Below are 24,813 nucleotides of genomic sequence, written 5' to 3'. Positions count from 1 at the left end.
TTTCTTTGCGAACACTTTGCCAATGCGCCATTGCTGTAACGCAGTTGTTATGCGATCGCTACCAGACGGCCTCCCCCCACCCTAAAATTTGCCCCTGACGAGCTGTAACATAAACCACACACGGTGACGGATATCACAATCAGGCGCCCAGCCTGCAGAAAGCACCACCATCCGTCCCGTGACGTTTGCAGTGGTTGCAATGGCGCACCCCTGGCCACCCCACCCAAGTGGAGGATTTTCATTTTGAGAAGTACACCCAAAGGCTTGCCGCACAGACGGCCGGGCGGATTGCTGAAAGTGATAGGGGCCCTCTTTGCCTCTGTCGTCGCAATACTGCTCGTCGTCGCCCCGGCATCACAGGCCACTTCGCCGTCTCCGACACCATCCCCGTCGATTACGACTTTCCAGAACAACATCAGCGGCTTCCTACGGGATGACGCGCGCGCCCCGATCGCCGATGTCACCATAACCGCCAGGAGCGGGGACTTCGAAGGGACCGCCAAATCCGCGGCCAACGGGTCCTGGAGCATCGGCGTCCCTGTCCAGGGCACCTATGAGATCGAGCTGGACGAATCGACCCTGCCGGAGGGCATCAAGCTCGCGGAGGGCCAGGAAAACCCCCGCAGTGTCACGTTCAGCCAGACCTCCAACCTCTCGGTGATTTTCGCCTTCGGTGAGGGCATCGTGGTCCAGCAGCAGGACTTCGGCCAGAATCTCCTCAACCGGCTCGTGGCGGGGCTGAGCTTTGGCCTCCTGTTGGCGCTGGCTTCCGTGGGACTTTCCCTGATCTTCGGAACCACGGGACTGACCAACTTCGCACACGGTGAAATGGTCACCCTCGGCGCCGTGCTCGTCTTCACGTTCAACGCAGTTGGCCTTCCCTTCTGGCTGGCGATCATCCTTTCCCTGCTCGGCGGCGGATTGTTCGGCTACGTCCAGGACGCCGGCCTGTGGAAACCGCTGCGCAGGCGCGGGACGGGCCTGGTGCCGATGATGATCGTCAGCATCGGCCTCGCTCTGGCCGTCCGCTACGTCATCCAGTTCTACTTCGGCGGCGCCACCCAGCAACTTCCCTATGCACAGAGTGCGGAAATCCAACTCGGCCCCGTCTCCATCTCGCCCAATAATCTGTGGTCCCTCGTCATCAGTGCTGTGGTGATCGCCCTGATCGGCATCATTCTGCTGAAGACCAGGCTGGGCAAGGCCACCCGCGCTGTGGCCGACAACCCGGCGCTCGCCGCCGCCTCCGGAATCGACGTCGACAACGTGATCCGCATCGTCTGGGTGGCTGGCGGCATGCTGGCCTCGCTCGGCGGCATTCTGTGGGCGTACTATCGCCCCGGCGTCACGTTCGATATGGGCTCGCAGATCCTGTTGCTCATCTTCGCCGGCGTGACCCTCGGCGGACTAGGCACCGTCTTCGGTGCGTTGATCGGGTCAATCATCGTCGGCATCTTCGTGGAGCTGACCACCGTGTTCGGCCTCGCAGCCGACCTCAAATATGTGGGAGCACTGTTCATCATGATCGTTGTCCTCTTGTTCCGGCCCCAGGGCATCCTGGGCCGTCGCGAGCGCGTGGGTTAGGAGGCAGCCATGGACTTCGGATTCATACTTTCCAGCGCTGCCGGTGAACTGTTCAGCCCGACGACGGCGGCCTACGCGCTTGCCGCTCTCGGCCTCGCGGTTCACTTCGGCTACTCGGGCCTGTTGAACTTCGGCCAGGCCGGCTTTATGGCAGTGGGAGCCTACGGCTTTGCCATCTCCACCCTCACATTCGGCGTTCCGTTTTTTGTCGGACTTCTCATCGCCATTATCTGTGCGGCCATTTTTGCCCTGTTGCTGGGTATCCCAACCCTGCGGCTCCGGGCTGACTACCTGGCAATTGTCACCATTGCCGCGGCCGAAATCGTCCGCTACATCGTCACCACCAACCAGCTCACGTCCGTGACTGGGTCCGCCAACGGACTGGCCGCCTTCGAGGGCGGGTTCTATGCAATGAACCCTTTCCCAGAGGGTTCCTACTTCGGGATGAACAACAGGGATTTCTTCATCCGCGTTGTGGGCTGGGGACTTGTCATCGTCTGCTGCATCCTCGTGTGGCTGCTGATGCGCAGCCCCTGGGGCCGTGTCCTCAAGGGCATCCGCGAAGACGAGAACGCCGTCCGCTCGCTGGGCAAGAACGTGTATGCCTACAAGATGCAGGCCCTGGTCATCGGAGGCGTGCTCGGAGCACTGGCGGGCATGATCTTCACGCTGCCCCGGGGCGCGGTCCAGCCGGCCAACTACGGCACGGAGCTCACGTTCTTCCTATACACCTGCCTGCTGCTCGGCGGCCTCGCCACGGTGCTGGGACCCGTGGTCGGCGCGATGATCTTCTGGGTGGTGCTGTCCCTCACCCAGGGCATCCTGTACGGACTGATTGAATCCGGGGCAGTGACCTGGCTCAACACAGTCCAGGCCGGGCAACTGCGTTACATACTGGTAGGCATCGCCCTGATGCTTCTGATGATTTTCAGGCCGCAGGGCGTCTTTGGCAACAAGAAGGAGCTGGCGTTCGCATGAGCAAGCACAGCGGAGACTCTACAGAGGAAAACGTCGATTACATGACGGACGACCGCCCGATCGCGGCCGGGGAGGCCGCTCCCGGCTGCAAAAAGCGGGACCCCATCGTGGTGGCGGAGAACGTCACTCGCACCTTCGGCGGCATCAACGCGGTGGATGTCGAATACCTCGAGATCCCTCGCCACAAGATCACGGCGTTAATCGGTCCCAATGGTGCCGGCAAGACCACACTCTTCAACCTTCTCACCGGTTTCGATACTCCGAACTCCGGCAAATGGCAGTTTGAAGGAAACAGCCTGGCCGGGGTCTCACCGTACAAAGTGGCCAGGATGGGCATGGTGCGCACGTTCCAGCTCACCAAGGTCATGGGCAAACTCACGGTAATGGAAAACATGCGTCTTGGCGGTTCGGAGCAGCCCGGTGAGCGGCTTTCCAAGGCGCTGTTCAAGGGCATCTGGGGCGGCCGTGAAAAAGAGATAACCGCACAGGCAGACGTCTTGCTGGAGAAGTTCAAGCTCGAAACGAAGAAGGACGATTACGCGGCGTCCTTGTCCGGGGGGCAGCGCAAGCTGCTGGAAATGGCGCGTTCCCTGATGGTCCGGCCCAAGCTGGTGATGCTGGATGAACCCATGGCGGGTGTTAACCCGGCACTCACCCAGTCCCTCCTAGACCACATCAAGAACCTCAAGGCAGAAGGCATGACCGTGTTGTTCGTCGAACACGACATGAATATGGTTCGCCACATTGCCGACTGGGTGGTGGTGATGGCCGAAGGCAAGATTGTTGCTGAAGGCCCGCCTGGTGAAGTGATGAAGAACCCCGCGGTAATCGACGCCTACCTGGGCGCGCACCACGACGTCGATCTGGGCGACGCCGAGGGAATCAAGGAACTTGCAGCCGAACTCGTAGCCGACGAGGAGTCCATCGTCGGCACCGAAAACGCCGGCATCATCGCCCTCGACATCGTCGCCGCGGATTCCGACGAGCCCGGATCCAGAAAGAGGGACACCGAATGAGTGCCACCAGCCCGGCGCCCGCCGCAAGCACCGCAGCATCGCACGACTCAGTCGTAAAGGTAACCGACCTTGTGGCCGGGTATCTTCCCGGAGTGAACATCCTCAACGGCTGCAGCATCGAAGCCCGCAAAGGCGAACTGATCGGCATCATCGGCCCCAACGGCGCGGGCAAGTCCACGCTGCTTAAAGCGATGTTCGGCCTGGTGAAGGTCCATTCCGGTACTGTTGTGGTGCGCGGCCAGGACATCACCGGACTGAAGGCCAACAGGCTCGTCTCCAAGGGCGTGGGATTCGTCCCGCAGAACAACAACGTGTTTTCCACCCTCACCATCGAGGAGAACATGCAGATGGGCATGTTCCAGCGGCCCAAGGACTTCGCCGAACGGTTTGACTTCGTCACCAGCCTCTTCCCTGAACTCGGCAAGCGCCGTGCCCAGCGGGCGGGCTCGCTCTCCGGTGGTGAACGACAAATGGTTGCCATGGGAAGGGCCCTGATGATGGAACCGGCCGTCCTGCTGCTCGATGAGCCATCGGCAGGCCTCTCCCCCGTCAAGCAGGATGAGACATTCCTGCGGGTCCACGAGATCAACCGGGCAGGCGTATCGGTCATCATGGTGGAGCAGAACGCGCGCCGCTGCCTGCAGATCTGCGACCGCGCCTACGTGCTTGACCAGGGTAAGGACGCATACACAGGCACGGGCCGGGAGCTCATGAAGGATCCGAAGGTCATCCAGCTCTACCTGGGAACCCTGGCCGACGAAACCTAGGCGGGGCTTCCCGCCTCCGGCGCCCGTCCCGCAACACGAAAGGGGGCCGTCACCAGCCGGTGGCGGCCCCCTTTGCGTGCCGCCCTGGGCTCCGGCCTCGCCCGCACGCACAGAAGCCCCCGTCCGAACTTGGACGGGGGCTTCTGTGCGTCTGTGGAAGCGGCTTACAGCTTGCCGAATTCTTCCTTGGACGGCTTGTAGTTGTTGTTGTCCTGGTACTCGTAGATCCCGATGTAGGCTTCGGTCGGGTCGCCGGCATCGGAGAAGGTCACAGGACCGGACTGACCGTCGTAGTCAATGTCCTTGCCGTTGCGGAGAAGGGTTACGCAAGAGGCGAAGTTGTTGCACTTCTCGCCGGTCTGGGAGACTTCCTTCAATTTTGCGGCTATATCCGTGCCCTTAGTACTCTTGGCGGCCTCAGCAGCCAGTGCAATCAGGTTGACAGCATCGTAGGACTCGCCTGCGTAGCTGAAGTCCTTCAGGGCCGGATCAACGGCAAGCATCTTCTTCTTGAAGTCCTCCTTGGCGAACGTGCCTGGGATGGTGCCTTGGGCGCCCTTCAGCGTGCCCGGCTGGAAGTCCTTGCTGTAGTCTGACGTGTTGCCGTCCACGAGGAACATCTGGGTTGCCTTGACTCCCTTGCCCGTCATGAGGGGAACAATGCTCTTAGCTTGGTCGAACGTGATCAGGGCAATGGCGTCGGGCTTTGCAGCGATAACCTTGTCCACCTGGCTGCTGAACTGGGAGTCGCCTTCGTTGAACAGCTCTTCGGCAACCACCTTGCCGCCGGCAGCCTCAAAGGCCGCCTTGACGTTCTTCGCCAAGCCTGTGCCGTAGGCATCATTGAGGACGATCATGCCCACTGTCTGTGCGCCACAGGTCGCCATGTAATTGCCCAGGACCTTGCCCTGCAGCACATCCGACGGGGCCGTGCGCCAGTAAAGGCCCTTGTCATCCCACGCTGTGAAGTCCGGAGACGTGTTCGCGGGCGAGAACTGGATGACGCCAGCACCGGTGATCTGGTTGATGACAGTCTTGGAAACGCCGGAAGACGCCGCACCAATGATTGCGCTGACGCCTGAGCCAAGCAACGCTGTGGTGGACTGGGTGGCGATATCGGTCTTGGTGTCACCGGAGTCGCGGTGGGTCACCTCCACGGGCTTTCCAAGTACCCCGCCTGCGTCATTGACTTCCTTGATGCCAAGGTTGACACCGGCAATTTCGGGCGGCCCAAGGAAGGCCAGTGAACCTGTGGTGGGGAGCAGGGATCCCAGCTTAAGCGGCGTTTCCGTGATGGTGGTTGCAGCCGGAACTGCGCCTCCACCGCCGGCCTGCGCTGTGCTTCCGGGAGCCGCGCCGGGAGCGGGGCAGGAGATCCCAGTTGCTGACGTGGTGGTTTCTGTCGAGCTCGGGGTGGAGGTACCACCACAGGCTGTAACCAGAAAGGCGACGCCGACGCTAAGCGCTGTGAGCTTGGCAAGACGGGGTGCCGCCGGGGAAAGTGAAATCATTGACAATCTCCTGGATCGAAAGGTGCGAACGGCCTTTGACGCGGATGATCAGGTGTTCCTGATTTAACTTCAAGCTAATGCAAATCCGCGGAGGATATAAGTGACTGAGGTCACATCCTTATAACAGTCGTTGCATATGCGAAATCAACGGCGGCGATGCTCCGTTCGAGCTCGTGCGGGACGCATGGCGGCCGCAAGAGGGCGCCGTGGGAGAAAATTTGTACCCCAGGTGGGACTCGAACCCACAACACGCGGATTTTAAGTCCGCTGCCTCTGCCAATTGGGCTACTGGGGCGCCCGGTCTATGGTATCCCGTCATTCGCCCGCAAGCGGCCCGGCGTACCGGAATGTCCCGTGGACTCCGCCGGGCCAGAGTGCCAGCGGGAGCAGCTGGAAGTGGTCGCTCCAGGCGTCGTCGGGCGGCAGGATGCCGAAGGACGCAGCCGGGACAAAGCCGAAGCGCGGGTAGTATTCGGTGCTGCCCAGCAACGCAATCCCGCCTTCCCCCGCCGCGTTGGCCCGGGCGATGGTGTCATTCATGAGGGCGCTGCCGATCCCATGGCGCTGCAGCCTGGGTGTCACACCGATGGGCCCCAGCCCCAGCAGCCCGTAGTCGCCCACCCAGCCCCGCGTGCTGATCACATGGCCGACTATTTCGTCGTCCAGCACCGCCACCACGCTGAACTCTGGCAGGTAGTCCTCGCATTCGAAGAGTTGGCGGAGCACTTCTACCTCTTCAGGTTCCCCGTCCACGGGCAGGTTTGTGACCGGGGAGACCGCGAACGCATCGGCCGTCAACGCGAGGATCTTGTCCCGGTCAGCAGCCGTCTCGTTCCGGAGCAGCAACTCGGGCCGCGGCAGGTGCCGGCTTGCGGCTGACAGCTCAGCCAGGGCTTCAACGGCGCGTGCCGCGTCCGCCACCGGCACCAGCAGGTGGTCATGGTGGAAGCCGGCCAGCACGTTGCAGCTGATCCTGGCGTCGGTCAGGGCCTTCCCGACGGCGGCGGTCAGGCCAACGGCTTCCAGCGCCGAGTGCACCTCCAGGGTGATCCACGCAGCCACAAAGTCGTAGTGCAGCCCCAGGGTGTCCGCCCTATCCCGGGGCAGGACCACCGTCAGGCCCTCGGCCTCACGCACAGCAGCCTCAATGCCCGGCTCGAGCGGCCTGCCATGCGGCCACAGGACGTAGACGTATTCCCCCTCCCGCAGTACCGGTTTCAGTGTTGCCAGCAGGCTCTGGAGGTTTTTTTCGCCAGTCATGGTGCCAGTCTAGAAGGGACACCCGGCGGGATACGCAAAAACGGCGGCCATCCCCCTCAAGGGGACAGCCGCCGTCGGGCGTTACTGCAGATGCTTTCTCAGGAAGCCAGTGCTACTTGGCGTCCGCGGTGACCGACTGCTTGGCGTCCACGCTGGTGGCAGCCGCGGCGCCCGGCTGTGCCGCTGCGGCAGGCGCCTCAGGTGTGCTGGCTGCCGGGGCAGGAGCAGCCGCGGCCGGCTTGGGAGCCGGCGTTGCAGCGGCCACGAAGGCGCCGCGCGGGTTGTCTAGGTCGATCAGCTGAGTAGTATCGCGGCCCATGAAAAACGCGAGGATCCAACCCATGATGACGCGGACCTTGCGCTCCACGGTAGGCATGGCCATGCCGTGGTAGCCGCGGTGTGCCAGCCAGGCGAGCGGGCCCTTGAGGCCGATGCTGCCCACGAGGTTGATGTTGGCAACACCCTTCCACTCGCCGAAGCCGGCCACAGCACCCAGGTTCTTGTGCTTGTAGTCCTTCAGCGGCTTGTCCCAGCGCGAAGCCCACAGGTTCTTGGCGAGGCGCTTGGCCTGGCGCAGGGCGTGCTGGGCGTTCGGGACGCAGGTGCCATCCGGCAGGCCGCTGCCCGTGAGGTCCGGCACGGCGGCGATGTCGCCGGCAGCCCAGGCGTTGTCGATGATGCCTTCATCGCCGGCGATGCGGAGGTCCGGCAGAACGCGGACGCGGCCGCGCGGTTCCAGCGGGAAGTCAGAGGAGCGGATCATCGGGTTGGCCTGCACGCCGGCAGTCCAGACGAGGGTATCGGCTTCGAATTCCTGGGCCGGGGTCTTGTCCGGGAGGTTGATCAGCTTCAGCGAGCCCTCGGCGCTGTCCAGCGAGGTGTTCAGGAGGACCTCGATGCCGCGGCTGCGGAGGTGCTCCACAACCCATTCGGCCTGCGATGCCGTGACCTCGGGCATGATGCGGCCCATGGCTTCGACCAGGACGAAGCGTACTTCTTCCTGACGGATGCGGGGGTTGTTCTTGACCGCGGCGCGGGCCAGGTCTTCCATTTCGGTGATGCACTCGATGCCGGCAAAGCCGCCACCGACAACCACGAAGGTCAATGCCTTGGCGCGGGCAGCGGGGTCCGCGATGGTGGACGCGGCTTCGAGGCGCTCCAGCACCTTGTTGCGAAGGGCCACAGCCTCTTCGATGGTCTTCAGGCCGATGCCCTTGTCCGCCAGGCCCTTGATGGGGAAGGTGCGGGTGATGGCGCCTGCGGCCACCACGATGTCGAAGTAAGGGATCTCGATGTGCTCTCCGCCGTCCGCGGGCGCCACGACGGCGGTGCGGTTGGCGTGGTCGATCGAGGTGACGCTGCCCTGGATGAGTTCAGTCTGCTTCAGGTGCTGGCGGTGCGAGACCACTGCGTGGCGGGCCTCGATGTTGCCGCCGGCCACTTCGGGCAGGAAGGGCTGGTAAGTCATGTAGGGCAGTGGATCCACGAGGGTGACGATGCCACCGGCATTCGCGATCTTCTTCTGCAGTTTGAGTGCTACGTACAGGCCGACGTATCCGCCGCCGACGACGAGTACCCTGGGACGGTCCTGGAGCTCTGGGGTGGTTGCCATGATTTAAGGATACAACAGTTTGTGAAAATCTTCACTAACTACGTTTTGCCGCCTGAATCAACGGTTTGGAAGGCTCCGGTATCGGGTTCCTCGCGCGCCGTTCCCGGGTTTCGGCCCGCCCGGCGCAGCTGGAAGACAGCTGCCGCGATGATCACCAGAAAGAGTGCCACTGAGCCGATCACGACGGCGGCGCCAACGGCACTGTCACGCTGTGAGGGTGCCTCCGCCGGGGGCACAGTGGGCTCGGGCAGCGTGGGAACGGCACTTGCCACTTCGTCGGTGGGCACCGGCGCGGGGGCGCCAAGGTTGCCGCGGCGGTGTACGCGGATCCAGTCCGAGATGGAGCCGAGCGGGTTGGCGGCGGCTTCCGGGACGGAGTCCTTCAGGGCAGCCTCGGCGTTCAGCACGCCAAAGCCGTACAGCGGGTCTTTTCCTGCCGGACCGGCGTCCTTGGCCGTCGTGACGATCCGGTTGATGACCTGCTTGGCGCTCATCTCCGGCCACTTGGAACGGATGAGTGCGGCCACACCGGCAACGATCGGAGCAGCTCCGGACGTCCCCGCCCACTCCGCGTAGCCGCCGCCGGGCAGCCCGCCCAGCAGGTTTTCAGCCGGGGCCGCCACGCCGATGCTGATCCCCTGGGAGGACGAGTCGACGCTCGCTGCGCCTTTGCGGTCCAGGCCTGCGACAGTGAGGACGCCGGGGATGGTTGCGGGCGCGCCGACCTGGAGGTTGCCGCCTATCCGGTTTCCGGCGGCGGCCACGATTACCACATCCTTCTGTTCGGCATAAAGGAAGGCTGCATCCCAGCTCTGGGGCCACTGCGGCGTGGCGCTGCCCAACGAAATGTTGATGACTTTGGCTCCGTTGTCCACGGCCCATCGGACCGCTTCCGGGATCTGGTCCTGGTCGCTCTTGCCCGCGGGGTTGGCCGATCCGAGCCACGTTGATACGGACAGGATCTCGGCTTCAGGAGCCACCCCAATCATGCCGTCCGGTCCGGCAGCAGCCGGGCCCGGACTCGGCGAAGCGGTGGCGCCGGCCGGCTGGTGCCCGCGACCGGCCAGTATGGTCGCTACCAGGGTCCCGTGTTCCGGTTTGACCCCCAGGCTTTTCTGCCCGTTGGGGCTGCCGGCCCCGGACGCGTCGAAGCCTCCGGTGACGGCGCCCTTCAGGTCAGGATGCTGGGCATCCACGCCGCTGTCGATCACCGCGACCTTGACACCGGCGCCCTTGGAAATCTCCCAGGCCTTCGTAATTCCGGATTCGCCAAGCCAGTACTGTTTGTCCCGGTCAGCGTCGGCCGTGGCCGCAGGCGCCAGGGTCAGTCCGGCGGCCAGGCTGATGCCTGTAAGGGTCATCGCCAGGAGAGCTGACGCGGTCCGGCGGAACCGTGCGGTTGCTCTGGTCATGTGAGTTCCCATGCTTGGTTGGCTGAGCCCAAAGTCAGTGGAGGCTCAGGGCAATTCCGTCAAGAATATCGTGTTCGCTGGCCGTGGCCGTCACGATCCGGCCCGCGGTGAGTTCGTTCAGCCGCTCCAGGATGCGCCGCCACACCAGTCCGCCGGCGCCCATAACGTCCACGCGGCCGGGGTGCATGTACGCCAGTCCGGCCCGTTCTCCCCGGGTCATGTGGAGGAGGTCTGTGGCGGCTTCGATGATGGTACTGATGGACAGTTCCCTCCCGTGGATGGCCGCTGGTGAATACTCCGGAAGCCGCAGGGCATGGGCGGTGATGGTGGTGATCGAGCCGGCCACCCCGACGACGGCGGTGGCGCGTTCCAGCGGAATTTCCAGCCCCGCCCGGGTGATGGCGGCGTCGACGTCGGCTTCCGCGGCGGCGATCTGCTCCGCCGTGGGCGGATCGTCCTGCAGGTGCCGTTCGGTCAGGCGGACGCAGCCGATGTCCACGGATTTGGCGGCCGTGACACCGGCGGAGGTGCCGAGGACGAACTCCGTGCTTCCGCCGCCGAGGTCAACCACCAGCACCTGCTCCCCGTCAAGGATGGGCAGGACGCTGCTGGCCCCGGCGAAGGACAGGGCAGCTTCTTCATCGCCCGAGATGACCTCCGGCTCAACGCCCAGCAGGTCCCGGATCCCGTCCACAAAGACCTGGCGGTTGCGCGCGTCCCGGCTGGCCGACGTTGCCACAAAACGGATGGACTCTGCGCCGTGCTCGCGGATCATTGCCGCGTAATCCGCGGTGGCCGCGAAGGTGCGCTCCAGCGCCTCAGGGGCAAGTTCGCCCGTGGCATCCACGCCCTGGCCCAGCCGGACAACCCGCATTTCCCGGACCACGTCGGTGAGCTTCGCTGTCCCGTTGCTGCGGTCGATATCGGCAATGAGCAGGCGCAGAGAGTTCGTGCCGCAGTCGATGGCGGCGACGCGGGTCATACCCCTGCCCCGTCAGTGCCTGCGGTCTTGCGGACCGGGGCGGGCCGGCCCACGATCTCCGGCAGGCCCTGGGGTCCGTGGCGGCTGAGATCCTTCGACGGGGCTTCCCCCGCGGTGTCCCAGGCGCCGTCGCAATAGCAGCGGTCCGCGGTCCACCATTCGCTGATGCCGGCGATGGCCTCATCCCCCAGCGGATTCACGCCGGGCCCTGCCGCGAGGGAGTGGCCCACCAGGACGTGGAGGCACTTTACCCGTGTGGGCATGCCGCCGGCGGAGATGCCGTCGATCTCCGGGACGGCGCCGATGCCGGAACGCTCGCCGATGGCCGCGCGGGCCCCGAGATAGTCCTCGTGCGCTGCACGGTAAGCGGCCGCGAGCGGCTCATCGGCGCTCAGGCGTTCATTCATGTCGTTCATCAGCCCGGCGGCTTCCAGCCGGGAAACCGCCGAAGTGATGACGGGGTGCGTCAGGTAGAACGTGGTGGGAAACGGTGTCCCGTTGCTCAGCCGAGGCGCCGTGGCGGCGACGAGGGGGTTGCCGCAGACGCAGCGCGCCGGGATTTCCACCACATCGCGCACCGGCCGTCCCAGCTGCCTGCTGAGTACTTCAAGATCGTGTGCTGATGGCTGGCGGGACTTCTCCGGCGCAGTCGCCGTGTTTTTTTCCACTGGCGCGGGCCATCCTTCCTCTAGCTGTTCAGTCTGTGGCCGCACGCCTGATGGACTCCCACAGGGAATCCACCCACGGCAGATCGGCGGGGTCTTGTGCTGCTGTGGCGGTCAGGCTACTGCTTGTTCCGGCCGGCAGTTCGCTGCCGAAGACCCAGTAGCCGGATTCACCCGGCATAACCATGTTAATGCGGTCGCGGGCCTGCTGCTTCACGTAGTTCGGATCCTGCCACCGCGAGATCTGCTGCCGCAGGCCGTCCTGCTCGGCCTGGCGGGCGGCAATATCGGCGCTGAGGGCAGCGAGTTCGGCGCGTTTGTCGAAGAAAATTTTCACGGTGGGTGCCAGCATGATCGTGATCGCAATCATGACGACGGCCAGTGCCAGCATGCGGCCGGAGAAGGCCTTGGCGGGCACCGGCTGGGTTTCATCGTGCGTGGTGTCCGGCTTCGGCGTCTTGCCCGCAGCGTCACCGCTGTGGCCGCTCCCCTGCCCTTCGGCGGCCTGGAGCCTGGTATCCGAGGTGAGCGTTCCGGCGGTGAACGCCGGCCCGTTGTTGCCCTTGGTCCCGCCTTTTGCGTTGCCGGCCGTGCCGCCAAAATCGGCGCGGATGACGCCGGCGGCTTCCTTGGCTGGGTCCGTGGTGGCTTGTTGCCGGGAAGCGGCCTTGGGAACTTTGGGACGGCGGGTAGCCATGACACTCCTGAAACGTGCGGCCTGCCTCTGGCCGCAACTCTGCGCCTGATGCCGGCTCAATCAATGCCGGCTAAAACAAAACCGGTGGCTATGGTCTTTCAACCATAGCCACCGGTCAGAGGTTTACGCGGATACTAGCCCTTGAAACGCGGGAAGGCGCTGCGGCCGGCGTAGCGTGCGGCGTCGTCGAGTTCTTCTTCGATGCGCAGCAGCTGATTGTACTTGGCAACGCGCTCGGAGCGTGCCGGGGCACCGGTCTTGATCTGGCCGGCGTTGGTGGCCACCGAGATGTCGGCGATGGTGGTGTCCTCGGTCTCGCCGGAGCGGTGCGAGGTGATGGTGGTGTAACCGGCGCGCTGGGCCAGGCTGACGGCGTCCAGCGTTTCGGTCAGTGAACCGATCTGGTTGACCTTGACCAGCAGCGAGTTGGCGGTCTTGGTGTCGATGCCGCGCTGGAGGATAGCCGGGTTGGTGACGAAGAGGTCATCACCTACGAGCTGGACCTTGTCACCGATGCTGTCGGTGAGGGTCTTCCAGCCGTCCCAGTCGTTCTCATCCAGGGGGTCCTCGATGGAAACCAGCGGGTAGTCAGCCACGAGCTCGGCGTAGTAGGCGCTCATCTCGGTGGCGGACAGTGCCTTGCCTTCGAACTGGTAGGCGCCGTCCTTGAAGAACTCGGAGGAGGCGACGTCCAGTGCCAGGGCGATGTCCTTGCCCGGGGTGTAGCCGGCGTTTGTGATGGCTTCCTGGATCAGGTCCAGCGCGGCACGGTTGGAGGGCAGGTTCGGCGCGAAGCCACCTTCGTCGCCCAGGCCAGTGGACAGGCCCTTGGCCTGCAGGACGGACTTGAGGTTGTGGTAGACCTCGACACCCCAGCGGAGGCCCTCGGAGAAGGTCTCGGCGCCGATCGGGACAATCATGAATTCCTGGATGTCCACGTCGGAGTCGGCGTGGGAGCCACCGTTGAGGATGTTCATCAGCGGAACCGGCAGGACGTGCGCGTTGGGGCCGCCCAGGTACTTGTACAGCGGCAGGTCTGCGGAGGCTGCAGCCGCGTTGGCAACGGCCAGCGAAACGCCCAGGATGGCGTTGGCGCCGAGCTTGGCCTTGTTGGGGGTGCCGTCCAGGTCAATCATGGCCTGGTCGATGCTGCGCTGGTCGGTGGCGTCGAAGCCGGTCAGGGCCGGAGCGATCTGGTCGATGACAGCGTCAACGGCCTTCTGGACACCCTTGCCGAGGTAACGTCCCTTGTCTCCGTCACGGAGCTCAACAGCCTCGTGCTCACCGGTGGAGGCACCGGAGGGTACTGCCGCGCGGCCGATCTGGCCATCGGAGAGCAGTACTTCAACTTCTACGGTCGGGTTTCCGCGGGAATCGAGGATTTCGCGGGCGTGGATGGCATCGATAAGCGCCATGGATGTGCTCCTTATGGGCGATTTTGGGGAACGAACAGCTGGAAAAAGCGTTAAATCTGGGACGTCCTCGTCAGGACCAAGCCTAGTCGAGAGTGGTACAGGTTACGGAACCCTATCCATCACCCGGACGTCATGATGGCGACGCGAACTGCCGCCGGATGGCGCCCCGAAGGGCCCGTTCGGCGTCGAATCCCTTGGCACGTGCAGAGCCGACGACGGCGAGCAGCAGGTCACCGAGCTCCTCCTCCGACGTTGCGGTTTCGACTTCCGGGGTTTCGCTCCCCAACCGCTCCCTATCCTCGCAAGCTCGGTCAGGGAACCCTGCGGTCGTGGGCCCATGCTCAACCACAGATCCGGCGCGCTCGGCCCGGTCAAGGAACTTCTGCGCCTTCGCCAGGGCCGGCAGGGCGTCCGGGATTCCCTCAAAGGGCCCCGTACGCTCCGGACGTTCCGCAGTCTTGACGGCGTCCCACTTCCGGACAATCTCCGCCACCGAGGCAGGGAAGCTGTCCTGCAGCGTGCCGTCGGGCCGGAAAACATGCGGATTGCGCCGGACCATCTTGGCACTCAGGCCGCGCGCGACGTCGTCGAACGTAAACGTGCCGCGCTCCTCGGCGAGCCGGGCGTGCAGCACCACCTGAAGCAGCACATCGCCCAGTTCGCCCCGGAGCTCGGCGTCATCCGCGCCGGTCTCAATGGTCTCCGCAACCTCGAAAGCCTCCTCCAGGAGGTACTCCACCAGCGAGGCATGGGTGAGGGCGCCCATCCACGGGCAGTGCTCCCGCAGCTGGGCTATTACAGCGACCAGCCGATCGATGGGAGCCTGCTCAGCCAAGGTTGTCGTAGGCGTCGTTGATGTACTCCACCAACGCTTCCTTCTCTTCAAGCGGCAGGAAGGATGCTTCGGCAGCGTTGAGCGTGAGTTCCAGCAAATCGTCAAGGTCGTAGTCGAAGGTTTCCACGAGGAGCTCGAACTCGTCCGTCAGGGTGACGCCGCTCATCAGCCGGTTGTCGGTGTTGATGGTGACGTTAAAGCCCAGCTGGTACAGCATGTCCAGCGGGTGGCTCTCGATGCCCTCGCCGAAACCGGCGATTGCTCCGGTCTGGAGGTTCGACGACGGGCAGATCTCCAAGGCGATGCCGCGGTCGCGGATCCAGCTGGAGAGGTCGCCCAGGGTCACCAGGCCGATGCTGTCCTCGTCGCTTACCGAGCTGTCGTCGTCTTCGTCGTCGAACTCGACCATGATGTCCTCGGCGATCCGGACGCCGTGGCCCAGACGCAGTGCCCGGCCGTCAACGAGGGCGGACTGGATGCTTTCGAGTCCGGCGGCCTCGCCGGCGTGCACCGTCGCGGGGAAGTTGTGCTCGGCGAGGTAGGTGAAGGCGTCCTTGAACCGGGACGGGAGGAAGCCGTCTTCAGCTCCGGCGATGTCAAAGCCCACAGCGCCCTTGTTGCGGTGGCGGACAGCGAGTTCGGCGATTTCCTGGCCCCGGTCTGCGTGGCGCATGGCTGTGATCAGCTGACCCACCTGGATTTCGCGGCCGCTTTCGGTCACGGCGTCCACGCCGGCTTCGAGGCCCTCCTGGACGGCTTCAACGACCTCGTCCAGGGACAGGCCCTTCTGGAGGTGCTGCTCCGGTGCCCAGCGCACTTCGCCGTACACCACGCCGTCGTCCGCGAGGTCCTCAACGAATTCCTTGGCGACGCGGATCAGGCCTTCCTTGGTCTGCATCACGGCAACTGTGTGGTCGAACGTCTCCAGGTAGCGGACCAGTGAGCCGGAGTCCGCGGACTCGCGGAACCACTCGCCCAGGGCCACCGGGTCGGTGGAGGGCAGCGTGTGGCTAACGGCCTCGGCCAGTTCGATGATGGTAGCTGGACGGAGACCACCGTCCAGGTGGTCGTGGAGCGAAACTTTGGGCAGGCTCTTCAGGTCGAAATCGATGGCAGGGGCAGCGTCAACAATAGGCTCAGTCACCTTCCAACCTTAGGGTCGGCAGGCGGCTTATGCCAGCCGCTACTTTCCGAGCTGCTCGGCTTCAGCCGGGGACGACGCCAGCAGCGGCAAAGCCGCAGTGTGCGCAGCGGTGTGCGCGGGCAGGGCACCTCCCGGGCCGCCGTCGAGCCATTCATCCACAGTTTCGGCGTCGTTGCGGGCCAGGTGCTTGTGCCACCAGCGCAGCAGGTGGTCGATCAGGATGCCCAGCACGATAGCGAACACCACGGCAATGCCTGCGCTGAGCAGCGGGTTGTTGTGGAGCCAGGGGAAGGAACTGGCCAGAATCCCGATGCCGATGGAGTACCCCACCCAGGTGAAGCAGGCGAAGGCGTCCAGCAGGAAGAAGCGGCGGTGCGCAAAGCCGGTACTCCCGGCCACATAGTTGACCGCCACCCGGCCCCAGGGAATGTAGCGCGCCGTGAAAATCAGGACGGCGCCGCGTTTTTCGAGTTCATACCGTGCCCAGCCGAAGGCCTTCTGCACTTTGGGACGGCGCATCCACTTCCAGCGGTCAAGGCCAATCCTGCGGCCGAGCATAAAGGCCATGTTGTCACCGGCGATGGCCCCGATCAGTGCTGTCGCGCCCAGGATCCAGAGGTTCGGTTCACCGCTGTGCCGGGAAAACGCAGCCAGTGCCACGATGAGCGTCTCGCTGGGAACCACCATGGCGAAGCCGTCAACGAAGAAGAACACCAGAAGGACCGGGTAGATCCACCATTGGCCCGCTGCATGGAGCACGGCCTCATTAATAAACTCCACGCGGGTCTTGCTCCTAGACGAAAATGATGCAGCCGGAAGTGACGTAAGTCGCTCTTCAGTGTCCCATGCCCGGGACCCCGCCCGCTACGCCCGGACGCCACAAACCCTAGGCTTCCGGATCCTTCAGCCGCTCCACCACAGGAACCTTTCCCCGGATGCGGTTAATGATCAGATCCACCACGATTCCAAGGCCTACGGCGCAGACGATGGCGATGGCCGCGCCGAGCAGGTGATTGTTTTCAAACCACTGGCCGAAGAACAGCCCGATACCTACGGAATAGGAGGCCCACAGCGTGGCGGAGAGCACCGTCAGGCCAACGAAACGCAGGTGCGGATAGTGGGTCACCCCGGCGGTGAGGTTAACGGCAACCCTGCCGATTGGAATGAACCGCGCCACGAGGATGAGCGACGCCGGCCGTTTCCTCAGCTCGTCTCCTGCCCAGCGGAAGGCCCCTTGCATACGCGGTCCGCGCATCCAGTGCCAGCGACGCGTACCCACCCGGCGCCCGATGAGGTAGGCGATGTTGTCGCCTGAGAAGGCGCCGAGGCCCGCGACGGCCATCAGCAGCCAAGGATTGGGGACGTCCGCGGTGGCGGCCACCGCGGCCAGGCCCACCACCACGGATTCGCTGGGGATCGGCGGGAAAAACCCGTCGATCAGGCAGCAGGCCAGCACAAGGAGGAGCACCCACGGCTGCCCGGCGGCAGCGAGGATGAATTCGTTGATGGCCTGCATTATCCCTATGCTATTCGGTCGATGATGAGCTGTTGCGCCGGGCGTGCCCCTTCCGGGGCGATCGTGATGGCGTGTTCAAGGGCGTCCTTGGCGCGCGCGAACTTCTCCGGCGTGTCCGTGAGCAGTGTCATGAGCGGCTCACCGGCACGGACCATGGCACCTGGCTTTGCGTGCATGCGGATCCCGGCACCTGCCTGGACGGCGTCCTCCTTGCGGGCGCGCCCTGCCCCGAGGCGCCACGCCGCAACACCGACGGCCAGGGCATCAAGTTCAACCAGGACACCGTCGGCCGGGGCGTAAATGACCTCGGATTCCTTGGCGACCGGCAGTTTGGCGCGCGGATTTCCGCCCTGCGCTTCGATCATCCGGTTCCAGAGGTCCATGGCGCGGCCGTCCTTCAACGCGGCGCGTGGATCGGCGTCGTGGACACCCGCGCAGGCCAGCATCTCCTCGGCCAGGCGGACGGTGAGTTCGACGACGTCCTCCGGGCCGCCGCCGGCCAGGACCTCCACGGATTCCTCCACTTCGATCGCGTTGCCCGCGGTGAGGCCGAGCGGGGTGCTCATGTTGGTCAGCAGCGCCACAGTGTTCACGCCCGCGTCCTTGCCCAGGGCCACCATGGTTTCGGCCAGTTCGCGTGCCCGGGCCTCGTCCTTCATGAATGCTCCGCTGCCCACCTTGACGTCCAGGACAAGGGACCCCGTGCCTTCGGCGATCTTCTTGCTCATGATCGAGGAGGCGATCAGCGGGATCGCCTCCACCGTGCCGGTGACGTCACGCAGTGCGTAGAGCTTCTTGTCCGCCGGCGCCAGCCCCGCCCCGGCAGCGCAGATCACGGCGCCGATGTCCTGGAGCTGGGCCATCATTTCGTCGTTGCTCAGGTCCGCCCGCCAGCCGGGGATCGATTCCAGCTTGTCCAGCGTGCCGCCGGTGTGGCCAAGGCCGCGGCCGGACAGCTGCGGCACGGCCACACCGAACACTGCCACCAGGGGTGCCAGCGACAGCGTGATCTTGTCTCCCACTCCCCCGGTGGAATGCTTGTCGCTGGTAGCCTTCACGCCGCCGTCGGGCCGCCGGAGACCGCTGAAGTCCATCCGTTCACCCGAGGCGATCATAGCGGCCGTCCAGCGCGAAATTTCGGCCCGGTCCATGCCGTTGAGCAGGATGGCCATGTTCAACGCGGCCATCTGTTCGTCCGCGATGACCCCGCGGGTGTAGGCGTCAATGGTCCAGTCGATCTGCTCCGGACTCAGGACGCCCCGGTCCCGCTTGGTGCGGATGATGTCGACGGCGTCGAAAGCCTCAGTTGCCTGTGTCACCTTGGATCCTCCAGGTTTTGGGGACCGAATGCGTCGGGCAGCACCTGGTCCATTGTCTTGATGCCTTGGGTGGTCATGAGCTCCATGTCAGGCGCGCGGAATTCATAGAGAAGCTGCCGGCAGCGGCCGCACGGCATCAGCACGTTGCCGGCGGAGTCCACACAGTAAAAGGCGCGCAGCAACCCACCGCCGGTCATGTGCAGGTTTCCCACCAGCGAGCATTCAGCGCACAGGGTGAGCCCGTAACTGGCGTTTTCCACGTTGCAGCCGCTGACCAGACGCCCGTCCTCGGTGAAGGCCGCGGCCCCCACCGGGAACTTCGAATACGGGACGTAGGCCTTTTTCATGGCGTCGACTGCCGCAGCTTCGAGGGCCCGCCAATCGACGGGGAGCGAACCCCGTTCCTGTTCCATGGCCGTCATCCCTTGACGTACGGGATGCCGCTGGCTGCCGGCGGCCTGGACCGGCCCACGATCCCGGCCACGGCCAGCACGGTGACCAGGTACGGCAACATGGCCATGAACTGGCTGGGCACCGGGGTGCCGATAATGGTCACGATGCTCTGCAGGTTGTCCGCGAAACCGAACAGCAGCGCCGCGAAAAACGCGCCGATGGGGTTCCACCGGCCGAAGATCAGTGCGGCCAGTGCAATGAAGCCTCGGCCGCCGGAGATCTCCTTGGTGAAGCTGTCGATCGCCACGAGGGTGAAGAACGATCCGCCGATGCCCGCGATGGCGCCACCGAGCGTGACATTCCAGAACCGCGTGGCGTTGACCTTGATGCCCATGGTGTCGGCGGCCTGCGGGTGTTCCCCGACGGCCCTGACGCGGAGTCCCCACTTGGTCTTGAACAGGCCCACCCAGACCACGATGACGGCGACGTACATCAGGTAACCCACCAGCGACTGCTTGAACAGGATGGGGCCGATGATCGGGATGCTGGAAAGCACGGGGATCTCGATGATGTCCAGCCCCGGCGGTGAATTGAATTTTTCCTTGTCGGCCTGCATGACTGTGCTGAACAGGAACCCCGTGACACCGGAGACCAGGACGTTCAGCACCACGCCCACGATGATCTGGTTGACCAGGTACTTGATGCTGAAGACTGCCAGCACCATGGACACCACAGCACCCGCGACGGCTGCGGCGAGGAGGCCGACGAACGGATTCTGCGTCAGACTAGCCACCATCGCTGCCGTAAAGGCCCCGCCCAAAAGCTGGCCTTCGATGGCAATGTTGACCACCCCGGCCCGCTCGCACAGCACGCCGGACAATGATCCGAACACGAGCGGAACGGCCAAGGTAACAGATCCGGCGATCAGCCCGGCCAGCGAAATGCTGGGTGTCCGGGCACCGCCCACCACCCAGATGAGGAAGGCCGCCACGAACAATACCGTGAAGGTGATGGTCAGCCACGCTGGTGCGGGCCTGGCCTTGGTCTTCAGATAGACGGCATAGGCCGCCAGTCCCAGCATCAGGATCGAGAGGACAATGCCGCCCGGCATTGCGGGTACTTCAAGGGCTGGAAGCTGGAAGAAGTCCCCGCCCGTGGAAATGCCGAACTTAGCGGTCTGCCCGGGTCCCATCAGCCCAAAGAATATGAAGGCGACCAGGCCCAGGGAGGTGAGCAGGACGGGGGTCTTCCAGACCACGGGTTTACCGGACGTTGCCTGGACATCACCGGATTCCGGCGCTGGTCCCGGGCGTCCCTGTCCCGGACGGGGCGAAGTTGCTGTTGCGCTCATGCTGCGCCTCCGGTGGTTGCTGCCTGCTGGGACTTTCCGGCTTTGGCCGGCTTTTTGCGGCGGGGATTCAGCCCGAAGACCGCCCGGACCAGCGGCGGGGCCGCGATGAAGAGAACGATCAGCGACTGGACCACCAGGACAATATCGATGGGCGTGCCGGTCTGGATCTGCATCTGCACGGCACCGGCGCGGAAGGCGCCGAACAGCAGGCCGGCAGCGAAGGTGCCCCACGGCGTCGAACGTCCCAGCAGCGCCACCGTAATAGCGTCAAACCCGTACGTTGCCGCGACCCCGTCCGTAAGGACCTTTTCCGTGCCAGCCACCTGCGCCACGCCGGACATACCGGCGAGTGCGCCGGCTATCGCCATGACCAGGATGGTGGACCGCGAGACGTTGATTCCGGCAGTCAGCGCGGCCTTCGGGTTGGCCCCCACGGCGCGGAATTCGAACCCAACCGTGGACCGGTTGAGCAGCCACCAGACCAGGACCGTGGCCGCGATGGCCAGGACGAAGCCCAGGTGCAGGCGGTACTGCGAGCCGAAAATCTGCGGGTAAACCGCAGTGGGGTCCAGGATGGGAGAGATCGGGTTGGTCTCTCCCGGGCGCTGGAATGCCGGGGTGTTCAGCAGATAGCGCAGGAAATAGAGCGCGATGTAGTTGAACATGATGGTCAGGATGACCTCGTGGGCACCGGTCCGGGCTTTAAGCAGGCCAACCATCCCGCCCCAGAGGGCACCGCCGATGATCCCGGCCAGCAGGACCAACACCAGGTGCAGGCCCAAGGGCAGGTGCAGGGCGAAGCCAACCCAGGCCGCCAGGATGCCGGCCATGATGATCTGGCCTTGGGCGCCGATGTTGAACAGCCCGGCCCGGAACGCCAATGCCACGCCGAGGCCCGCCGTGATGAGCGGAGTTGCGATGGTCAGCGTTTCCATGAGGGGCGCGAACTGGACGGCGAGGCCGGAACCGCGGGGGTTGAAGACGGCTCCTTGGAACAGTGCGATGTATGAACGGGTGGCCGCGTTCCAGACAGCCGAGAGGAAGTCCGCGGGCCGGGCAAACAGGTAGCTGGAAGTGGCTCCCACTTGCTTGTCGGTGCTGGCGATCAAAAGGCCGCCGATGAAGAGAGCCAACAGTACGGCGAGGACCGAGACCATGCCGCTACCGGTGAAGATCTTCCGGACCAGCGTGTCCGGGCCGCCGGGGAGCTTCCCGCTTTGGGCTGCGGCGGGTACTGCCGAGGGGCTGATGGCCCCTCCAGCGGTATCCACGGCCACCACGGCGGCAGTTTCTTCGGCCGCTACGCTAGGCTCGTGCGGTTTCGCATGCGTTTCATCATGTTTGGGGGGATGCTCTTCAGGCATGATCGCCTCCTTCGGCGCCGGAGGTCCCGTGGCTTTCTGCAGCAGCGGAGTCAGTCTTGTCTGCGGCGGACTTGTCTGCGCCCGCAGCGTCGGCCGGTGAGATTCCGGCCATCATCAGGCCAAGGACGTTCCGCCCGGTTCCTGCCGGCACGATGCCCACCAGCTTGCCCTTGTAGAGAACAGCGATCCGGTCCGCGAGTTCCATGACCTCGTCCAGCTCAGTGGAAATGATCATGACGGGTGTGCCTTGATCCCGCTCGGCCACAATCCGCTTGTGCAGGAATTCGATGGATCCGACGTCCACACCACGCGTGGGCTGCGAGGCGATGAAGAGGCGCAGCGGCCGGGAGAGTTCCCGCGCCATGACCACCTTCTGCTGGTTGCCGCCGGACAGGGTGCCGGCGGCCAGCAGGCCCGACGGCGTCCGTACGTCGAACTCGTCGATCCGCGTTTTCGCGTTCTCCAGCACCTTTGCCGGGCTCATGCTGATTCCCTTGGCGAACGGTGGCTGATCGTAACGGTCAAGGATCAGGTTTTCGGCGATTGAGAACGTGCCGATGAGGCCGTCAACAGACCGGTCTTCCGGGACAAAGCCGACGCCCGCGTTGAGAACGTCCTTCACGCTGCGGCCAACGAGTTCCTCACCGTCCAGCAGGATGGAGCCGTGAACGCGGTCCTGCAGGCCAAGGATGGCCTCGGTGAGTTCGGTCTGGCCGTTGCCCTGGACTCCCGCGACGGCGAGGATCTCGCCACGGGCGATGTCGAAGGTGATGCCGTCGACGGTGTGCTGCCCGTTCGGGGCAATGACCGTGAGGTCTTTGACCTGGAAGGTGGTTTCCTGCGGTGTCGCGGGTGCCTTGTCCAGTGTCAGGTTCACGGCACGTCCTACCATCATGGAGGCCAGTTCCGTGGTTGAGGCGCCGGGGTTGGCGGACCCCACCACCTTGCCGCGCCGGATCACCGTGATGGTGTCCGAGACGGCTTTCACTTCACGCAGCTTGTGCGAGATGAAGACGATTGAAGTGCCGTTGGACTTGAGCTGGCGCATGATGTCCAGCAGTTCGTCCGTGTCCTGGGGCGTCAGGACGGCCGTGGGCTCATCCAGGATGAGGACCTTGGCGTCGCGGACCAATGCCTTGATGATTTCCACGCGCTGCTGGACGCCCACCGGAAGGTCCTCCACCAGCGCGTCGGGATCGACGTCGAACGCGTAGCGGTCAGAAATCTCCTTGATTTTCCGGCGGGTGTCCTCCAGGTTGAGGAAACCGCCGGCCGTGGTGGACTCAGCTCCAAGGGCCACATTCTCGGCGACGGTAAAAACCGGAACAAGCATAAAGTGCTGGTGCACCATGCCGATGCCGGCCGCCATGGCGTCGCCGGGGCCGCGGAAGGAAACGGGTTTGTCGTCAACGAGGATTACGCCCTCGCTGGGCTCGTAGAGCCCGTACAGCACATTCATCAGGGTGGACTTGCCGGCCCCGTTCTCGCCCAGCAGACAGTGGATCTGTCCGGGTTCAACCACCACGTCAATGTGATCGTTGGCGAGCAGGGAGCCGAAGCGTTTGGTGATCCCTCTGAGTTCAAGTTTCAAAACTCTGACCAATCTCGAAGCGTCCGTAAATGAACCGGACGGGATATATGGCTGCAGCACCAGCCTAGTGCCTGCAGTCCCGGGTGGACGGTCTCGCTGGGCAGCCGACTCCAACGAAAAGCGCCACCACCCGGCCAGTCTGTGACCATCCGGGGGTGGCGCTTATCGAGGATGACTAAGCCTTGGGGCTCGCCGCAGACTCGACCTTAACCTTGCCGTCCATGATGTCCTTCTTGAGCTGTTCCAGCTCGGACTTCAGATCGGCAGGGACCTGGGAGTCGAAGCTGTGGAACGGGGCCAACTGGACTCCGTCGTTCGCCAGCGTGCCGACGTACGGCGTGTTGGTGAACTTGCCGTCCTTGTCCTCCTTCACCACGGTCTCAACAGCTTCGCCCATCAGCTTCATGACTGACGAAAGCATGATGTCCTTGTAGTCGGGAGCTGTGAGGAAGCCATCGGAGTCAACCCAGATGAGCTTGACGTCCTTGCCGGCCGCTTTCGCTTCGTTCAGCGCTGCGCCGGCACCCTTGCCCACCGGACCGGCCACGGGCATCACGATGTCCGCACCCTGGTCCAGGAAGTTCTGGGTGAGCTGCTTGCCCACGTCCTGTTTGGTGAAGTCGCCGGTGAAGCTTCCGTCCTGTGCAGCCTTGTCCCAGCCGAGGACCTTGACGTTCTTGCCCTTTTTCTCGTTGTAGTACTTCACGCCGTCGGCGTAGCCGTCCATGAAGATGGTCACGGTGGGGATCTTGATGCCGCCGAACGTGGCGACGGTACCTGTCTTGGTCGATCCGGCCGCGAGGTACCCTGCCAGGAAGGCAGCCTGGGCGGTGTCATAGATGATCGGCTTGACGTTGCTGATCGGCGTCGCGTAGCCGAAGTCGATGATCGCAAAGTGGCTGTCCGGGTTTGCAGTCGCCTGGGCCTTGGTGGCGTCACCGAGGAGGAAACCGACCGTGATTGTGAGGTCGCAGCCGGCGGTGACCATGGCACGGAGGTTCGGCTCAAAATCGTTGTTGGTCTGGGATTCAACCTGGTTGACCTTGATACCCAGGTCCTTCTCGGTCTTCTTCAGTCCATCGTAGGAGGACTGGTTGAATGACTGGTCATCGAATCCGCCGGAGTCGGAGACGATGCAGCCGGTGTAGTCGCTCGCCGTCGCGGTGGGGCTGCCGGCTTCGGGAGGCGCACCGCAACTGGTCAACAGGAGTGCGGTAGCACCCATGGTGGCCACGCTTGCAACTGAACCGCGCTTAAGGTGTGCACGCAGTGATGTCTTCAAGATTCCTCCAGGATGAAGAGAGATGCGCTACGACGTGGATTCAATGAGTGTCTGTTTCAACCCTGAAATTCTGTTTTCACTGACGGTCCGCAGCACTGCGCCGAAGCGCTCTGATAGAA

Annotated in this window: 22 protein-coding genes and 1 tRNA gene; 4 read left to right on the top strand and 19 right to left on the bottom strand. The window is 64.1% G+C overall.

The window, feature by feature from the left end; genetic code table 11:
- Positions 1-300: 300 nt before the first annotated feature.
- Genes AC50YA_RS11285 through AC50YA_RS11270 form a run of 4 tightly spaced genes read left to right on the top strand, consistent with a single transcriptional unit; the run spans position 301 to position 4,345 of the window.
- A complete protein-coding gene (locus AC50YA_RS11285; RefSeq protein WP_494982419.1) occupies positions 301-1,584 on the top strand; it encodes a branched-chain amino acid ABC transporter permease in 1,284 nt (427 codons plus the stop codon).
- A 9-nt stretch (positions 1,585-1,593) separates the two neighbouring features.
- A complete protein-coding gene (locus AC50YA_RS11280; protein ID WP_494982370.1) occupies positions 1,594-2,562 on the top strand; it encodes a branched-chain amino acid ABC transporter permease in 969 nt (322 codons plus the stop codon).
- A complete protein-coding gene (locus tag AC50YA_RS11275; protein WP_494982369.1) occupies positions 2,559-3,578 on the top strand; it encodes an ABC transporter ATP-binding protein in 1,020 nt (339 codons plus the stop codon). The genes AC50YA_RS11280 and AC50YA_RS11275 overlap by 4 nt, the downstream gene beginning before the upstream one ends.
- A complete protein-coding gene (locus AC50YA_RS11270; RefSeq protein ID WP_494982368.1) occupies positions 3,575-4,345 on the top strand; it encodes an ABC transporter ATP-binding protein in 771 nt (256 codons plus the stop codon). Before AC50YA_RS11275 ends, AC50YA_RS11270 begins: the two co-directional genes overlap by 4 nt.
- A 164-nt stretch (positions 4,346-4,509) precedes the next feature.
- Here AC50YA_RS11270 and AC50YA_RS11265 read toward each other — a convergent pair whose 3' ends face one another.
- The 19 genes from AC50YA_RS11265 to AC50YA_RS11175 form a co-directional block, all read right to left on the bottom strand.
- Entirely contained in the window at positions 4,510-5,856 is a 1,347-nt protein-coding gene (locus tag AC50YA_RS11265; protein WP_494982367.1) for an ABC transporter substrate-binding protein, read from the bottom strand.
- A 221-nt stretch (positions 5,857-6,077) separates the two neighbouring features.
- Positions 6,078-6,151, bottom strand: a tRNA-Leu gene (locus AC50YA_RS11260).
- A gap of 20 nt (positions 6,152-6,171) precedes the next feature.
- Positions 6,172-7,116, bottom strand: a complete 945-nt coding sequence (locus AC50YA_RS11255; protein ID WP_494982366.1) for an N-acetyltransferase — start codon at positions 7,114-7,116, stop codon at positions 6,172-6,174.
- A 112-nt stretch (positions 7,117-7,228) separates the two neighbouring features.
- The gene (locus AC50YA_RS11250; RefSeq protein ID WP_494982365.1) at positions 7,229-8,728 is read right to left on the bottom strand and encodes an NAD(P)/FAD-dependent oxidoreductase; all 1,500 of its coding nucleotides are present in this window, start codon (positions 8,726-8,728) and stop codon (positions 7,229-7,231) included.
- 38 nt (positions 8,729-8,766) lie between these two features.
- Positions 8,767-10,140, bottom strand: coding sequence for a S8 family serine peptidase (locus AC50YA_RS11245; protein ID WP_494982364.1), 1,374 nt, complete (start codon positions 10,138-10,140; stop codon positions 8,767-8,769).
- 34 nt (positions 10,141-10,174) lie between these two features.
- Entirely contained in the window at positions 10,175-11,122 is a 948-nt protein-coding gene (locus tag AC50YA_RS11240) for a Ppx/GppA phosphatase family protein (protein WP_494982363.1), read from the bottom strand.
- Positions 11,119-11,790 (bottom strand): DUF501 domain-containing protein, encoded by a 672-nt coding sequence (locus tag AC50YA_RS11235; RefSeq protein ID WP_494982362.1) that lies wholly within the window; start codon positions 11,788-11,790, stop codon positions 11,119-11,121. The genes AC50YA_RS11240 and AC50YA_RS11235 overlap by 4 nt, the downstream gene beginning before the upstream one ends.
- A gap of 28 nt (positions 11,791-11,818) precedes the next feature.
- On the bottom strand, positions 11,819-12,484 hold the full coding sequence (locus AC50YA_RS11230) for an FtsB family cell division protein (protein WP_494982361.1): 666 nt from the start codon (positions 12,482-12,484) through the stop codon (positions 11,819-11,821).
- A gap of 134 nt (positions 12,485-12,618) precedes the next feature.
- Positions 12,619-13,899 carry a phosphopyruvate hydratase gene (gene eno / locus AC50YA_RS11225; RefSeq protein ID WP_056343550.1) on the bottom strand — a complete coding sequence of 427 codons (1,281 nt, stop codon included), beginning with the start codon at positions 13,897-13,899 and terminating at the stop codon, positions 12,619-12,621.
- 130 nt (positions 13,900-14,029) lie between these two features.
- Entirely contained in the window at positions 14,030-14,665 is a 636-nt protein-coding gene (locus AC50YA_RS11220) for a MazG nucleotide pyrophosphohydrolase domain-containing protein (RefSeq protein ID WP_494982418.1), read from the bottom strand.
- Between the two features lie 61 nt (positions 14,666-14,726).
- On the bottom strand, positions 14,727-15,878 hold the full coding sequence (locus tag AC50YA_RS11215; RefSeq protein WP_494982360.1) for an adenosine deaminase: 1,152 nt from the start codon (positions 15,876-15,878) through the stop codon (positions 14,727-14,729).
- Between the two features lie 39 nt (positions 15,879-15,917).
- Positions 15,918-16,658, bottom strand: coding sequence for a DedA family protein (locus AC50YA_RS11210; RefSeq protein WP_494982359.1), 741 nt, complete (start codon positions 16,656-16,658; stop codon positions 15,918-15,920).
- A gap of 106 nt (positions 16,659-16,764) precedes the next feature.
- On the bottom strand, positions 16,765-17,394 hold the full coding sequence (locus AC50YA_RS11205; protein ID WP_485835434.1) for a DedA family protein: 630 nt from the start codon (positions 17,392-17,394) through the stop codon (positions 16,765-16,767).
- 5 nt (positions 17,395-17,399) lie between these two features.
- A complete protein-coding gene (locus AC50YA_RS11200) occupies positions 17,400-18,713 on the bottom strand; it encodes a thymidine phosphorylase (protein ID WP_494982358.1) in 1,314 nt (437 codons plus the stop codon).
- Complete coding sequence (locus AC50YA_RS11195; protein ID WP_494982357.1) at positions 18,710-19,126, bottom strand: cytidine deaminase; 417 nt, start codon at positions 19,124-19,126, stop codon at positions 18,710-18,712. The genes AC50YA_RS11200 and AC50YA_RS11195 overlap by 4 nt, the downstream gene beginning before the upstream one ends.
- A gap of 5 nt (positions 19,127-19,131) precedes the next feature.
- Entirely contained in the window at positions 19,132-20,457 is a 1,326-nt protein-coding gene (locus AC50YA_RS11190; protein ID WP_494982356.1) for an ABC transporter permease, read from the bottom strand.
- The gene (locus AC50YA_RS11185) at positions 20,454-21,821 is read right to left on the bottom strand and encodes an ABC transporter permease (RefSeq protein WP_494982355.1); all 1,368 of its coding nucleotides are present in this window, start codon (positions 21,819-21,821) and stop codon (positions 20,454-20,456) included. Before AC50YA_RS11185 ends, AC50YA_RS11190 begins: the two co-directional genes overlap by 4 nt.
- Positions 21,814-23,412 (bottom strand): ABC transporter ATP-binding protein, encoded by a 1,599-nt coding sequence (locus AC50YA_RS11180; RefSeq protein ID WP_494982354.1) that lies wholly within the window; start codon positions 23,410-23,412, stop codon positions 21,814-21,816. Before AC50YA_RS11180 ends, AC50YA_RS11185 begins: the two co-directional genes overlap by 8 nt.
- Before the next feature lie 175 nt (positions 23,413-23,587).
- Complete coding sequence (locus AC50YA_RS11175) at positions 23,588-24,694, bottom strand: BMP family lipoprotein (RefSeq protein ID WP_494982353.1); 1,107 nt, start codon at positions 24,692-24,694, stop codon at positions 23,588-23,590.
- Positions 24,695-24,813: the final 119 nt, after the last annotated feature.

The organism is Pseudarthrobacter sp. RHLT3-21, from assembly GCF_059383495.1.
The sequence above is the reverse complement of the archived record's forward strand: the minus strand, read 5'-3'. Positions and strand labels throughout refer to the sequence as shown.

What these genes read in the sequence shown, in the direction of transcription:
- AC50YA_RS11265 (WP_494982367.1), bottom strand. Translation starts at nt 5,856, where the DNA reads ATGATTTCACTTTCCCCGGCGGCACCCCGTCTTGCCAAGCTCACAGCG.
- AC50YA_RS11245 (WP_494982364.1), bottom strand. Translation starts at nt 10,140, where the DNA reads ATGACCAGAGCAACCGCACGGTTCCGCCGGACCGCGTCAGCTCTCCTG.
- AC50YA_RS11190 (WP_494982356.1), bottom strand. Translation starts at nt 20,457, where the DNA reads ATGAGCGCAACAGCAACTTCGCCCCGTCCGGGACAGGGACGCCCGGGA.
- AC50YA_RS11205 (WP_485835434.1), bottom strand. Translation starts at nt 17,394, where the DNA reads ATGCAGGCCATCAACGAATTCATCCTCGCTGCCGCCGGGCAGCCGTGG.
- AC50YA_RS11275 (WP_494982369.1), top strand. Translation starts at nt 2,559, where the DNA reads ATGAGCAAGCACAGCGGAGACTCTACAGAGGAAAACGTCGATTACATG.
- eno (WP_056343550.1), bottom strand. Translation starts at nt 13,899, where the DNA reads ATGGCGCTTATCGATGCCATCCACGCCCGCGAAATCCTCGATTCCCGC.
- AC50YA_RS11220 (WP_494982418.1), bottom strand. Translation starts at nt 14,665, where the DNA reads ATGGGCGCCCTCACCCATGCCTCGCTGGTGGAGTACCTCCTGGAGGAG.
- AC50YA_RS11230 (WP_494982361.1), bottom strand. Translation starts at nt 12,484, where the DNA reads ATGGCTACCCGCCGTCCCAAAGTTCCCAAGGCCGCTTCCCGGCAACAA.
- AC50YA_RS11250 (WP_494982365.1), bottom strand. Translation starts at nt 8,728, where the DNA reads ATGGCAACCACCCCAGAGCTCCAGGACCGTCCCAGGGTACTCGTCGTC.
- AC50YA_RS11280 (WP_494982370.1), top strand. Translation starts at nt 1,594, where the DNA reads ATGGACTTCGGATTCATACTTTCCAGCGCTGCCGGTGAACTGTTCAGC.
- AC50YA_RS11185 (WP_494982355.1), bottom strand. Translation starts at nt 21,821, where the DNA reads ATGCCTGAAGAGCATCCCCCCAAACATGATGAAACGCATGCGAAACCG.
- AC50YA_RS11255 (WP_494982366.1), bottom strand. Translation starts at nt 7,116, where the DNA reads ATGACTGGCGAAAAAAACCTCCAGAGCCTGCTGGCAACACTGAAACCG.
- AC50YA_RS11240 (WP_494982363.1), bottom strand. Translation starts at nt 11,122, where the DNA reads ATGACCCGCGTCGCCGCCATCGACTGCGGCACGAACTCTCTGCGCCTG.
- AC50YA_RS11195 (WP_494982357.1), bottom strand. Translation starts at nt 19,126, where the DNA reads ATGGAACAGGAACGGGGTTCGCTCCCCGTCGATTGGCGGGCCCTCGAA.
- AC50YA_RS11270 (WP_494982368.1), top strand. Translation starts at nt 3,575, where the DNA reads ATGAGTGCCACCAGCCCGGCGCCCGCCGCAAGCACCGCAGCATCGCAC.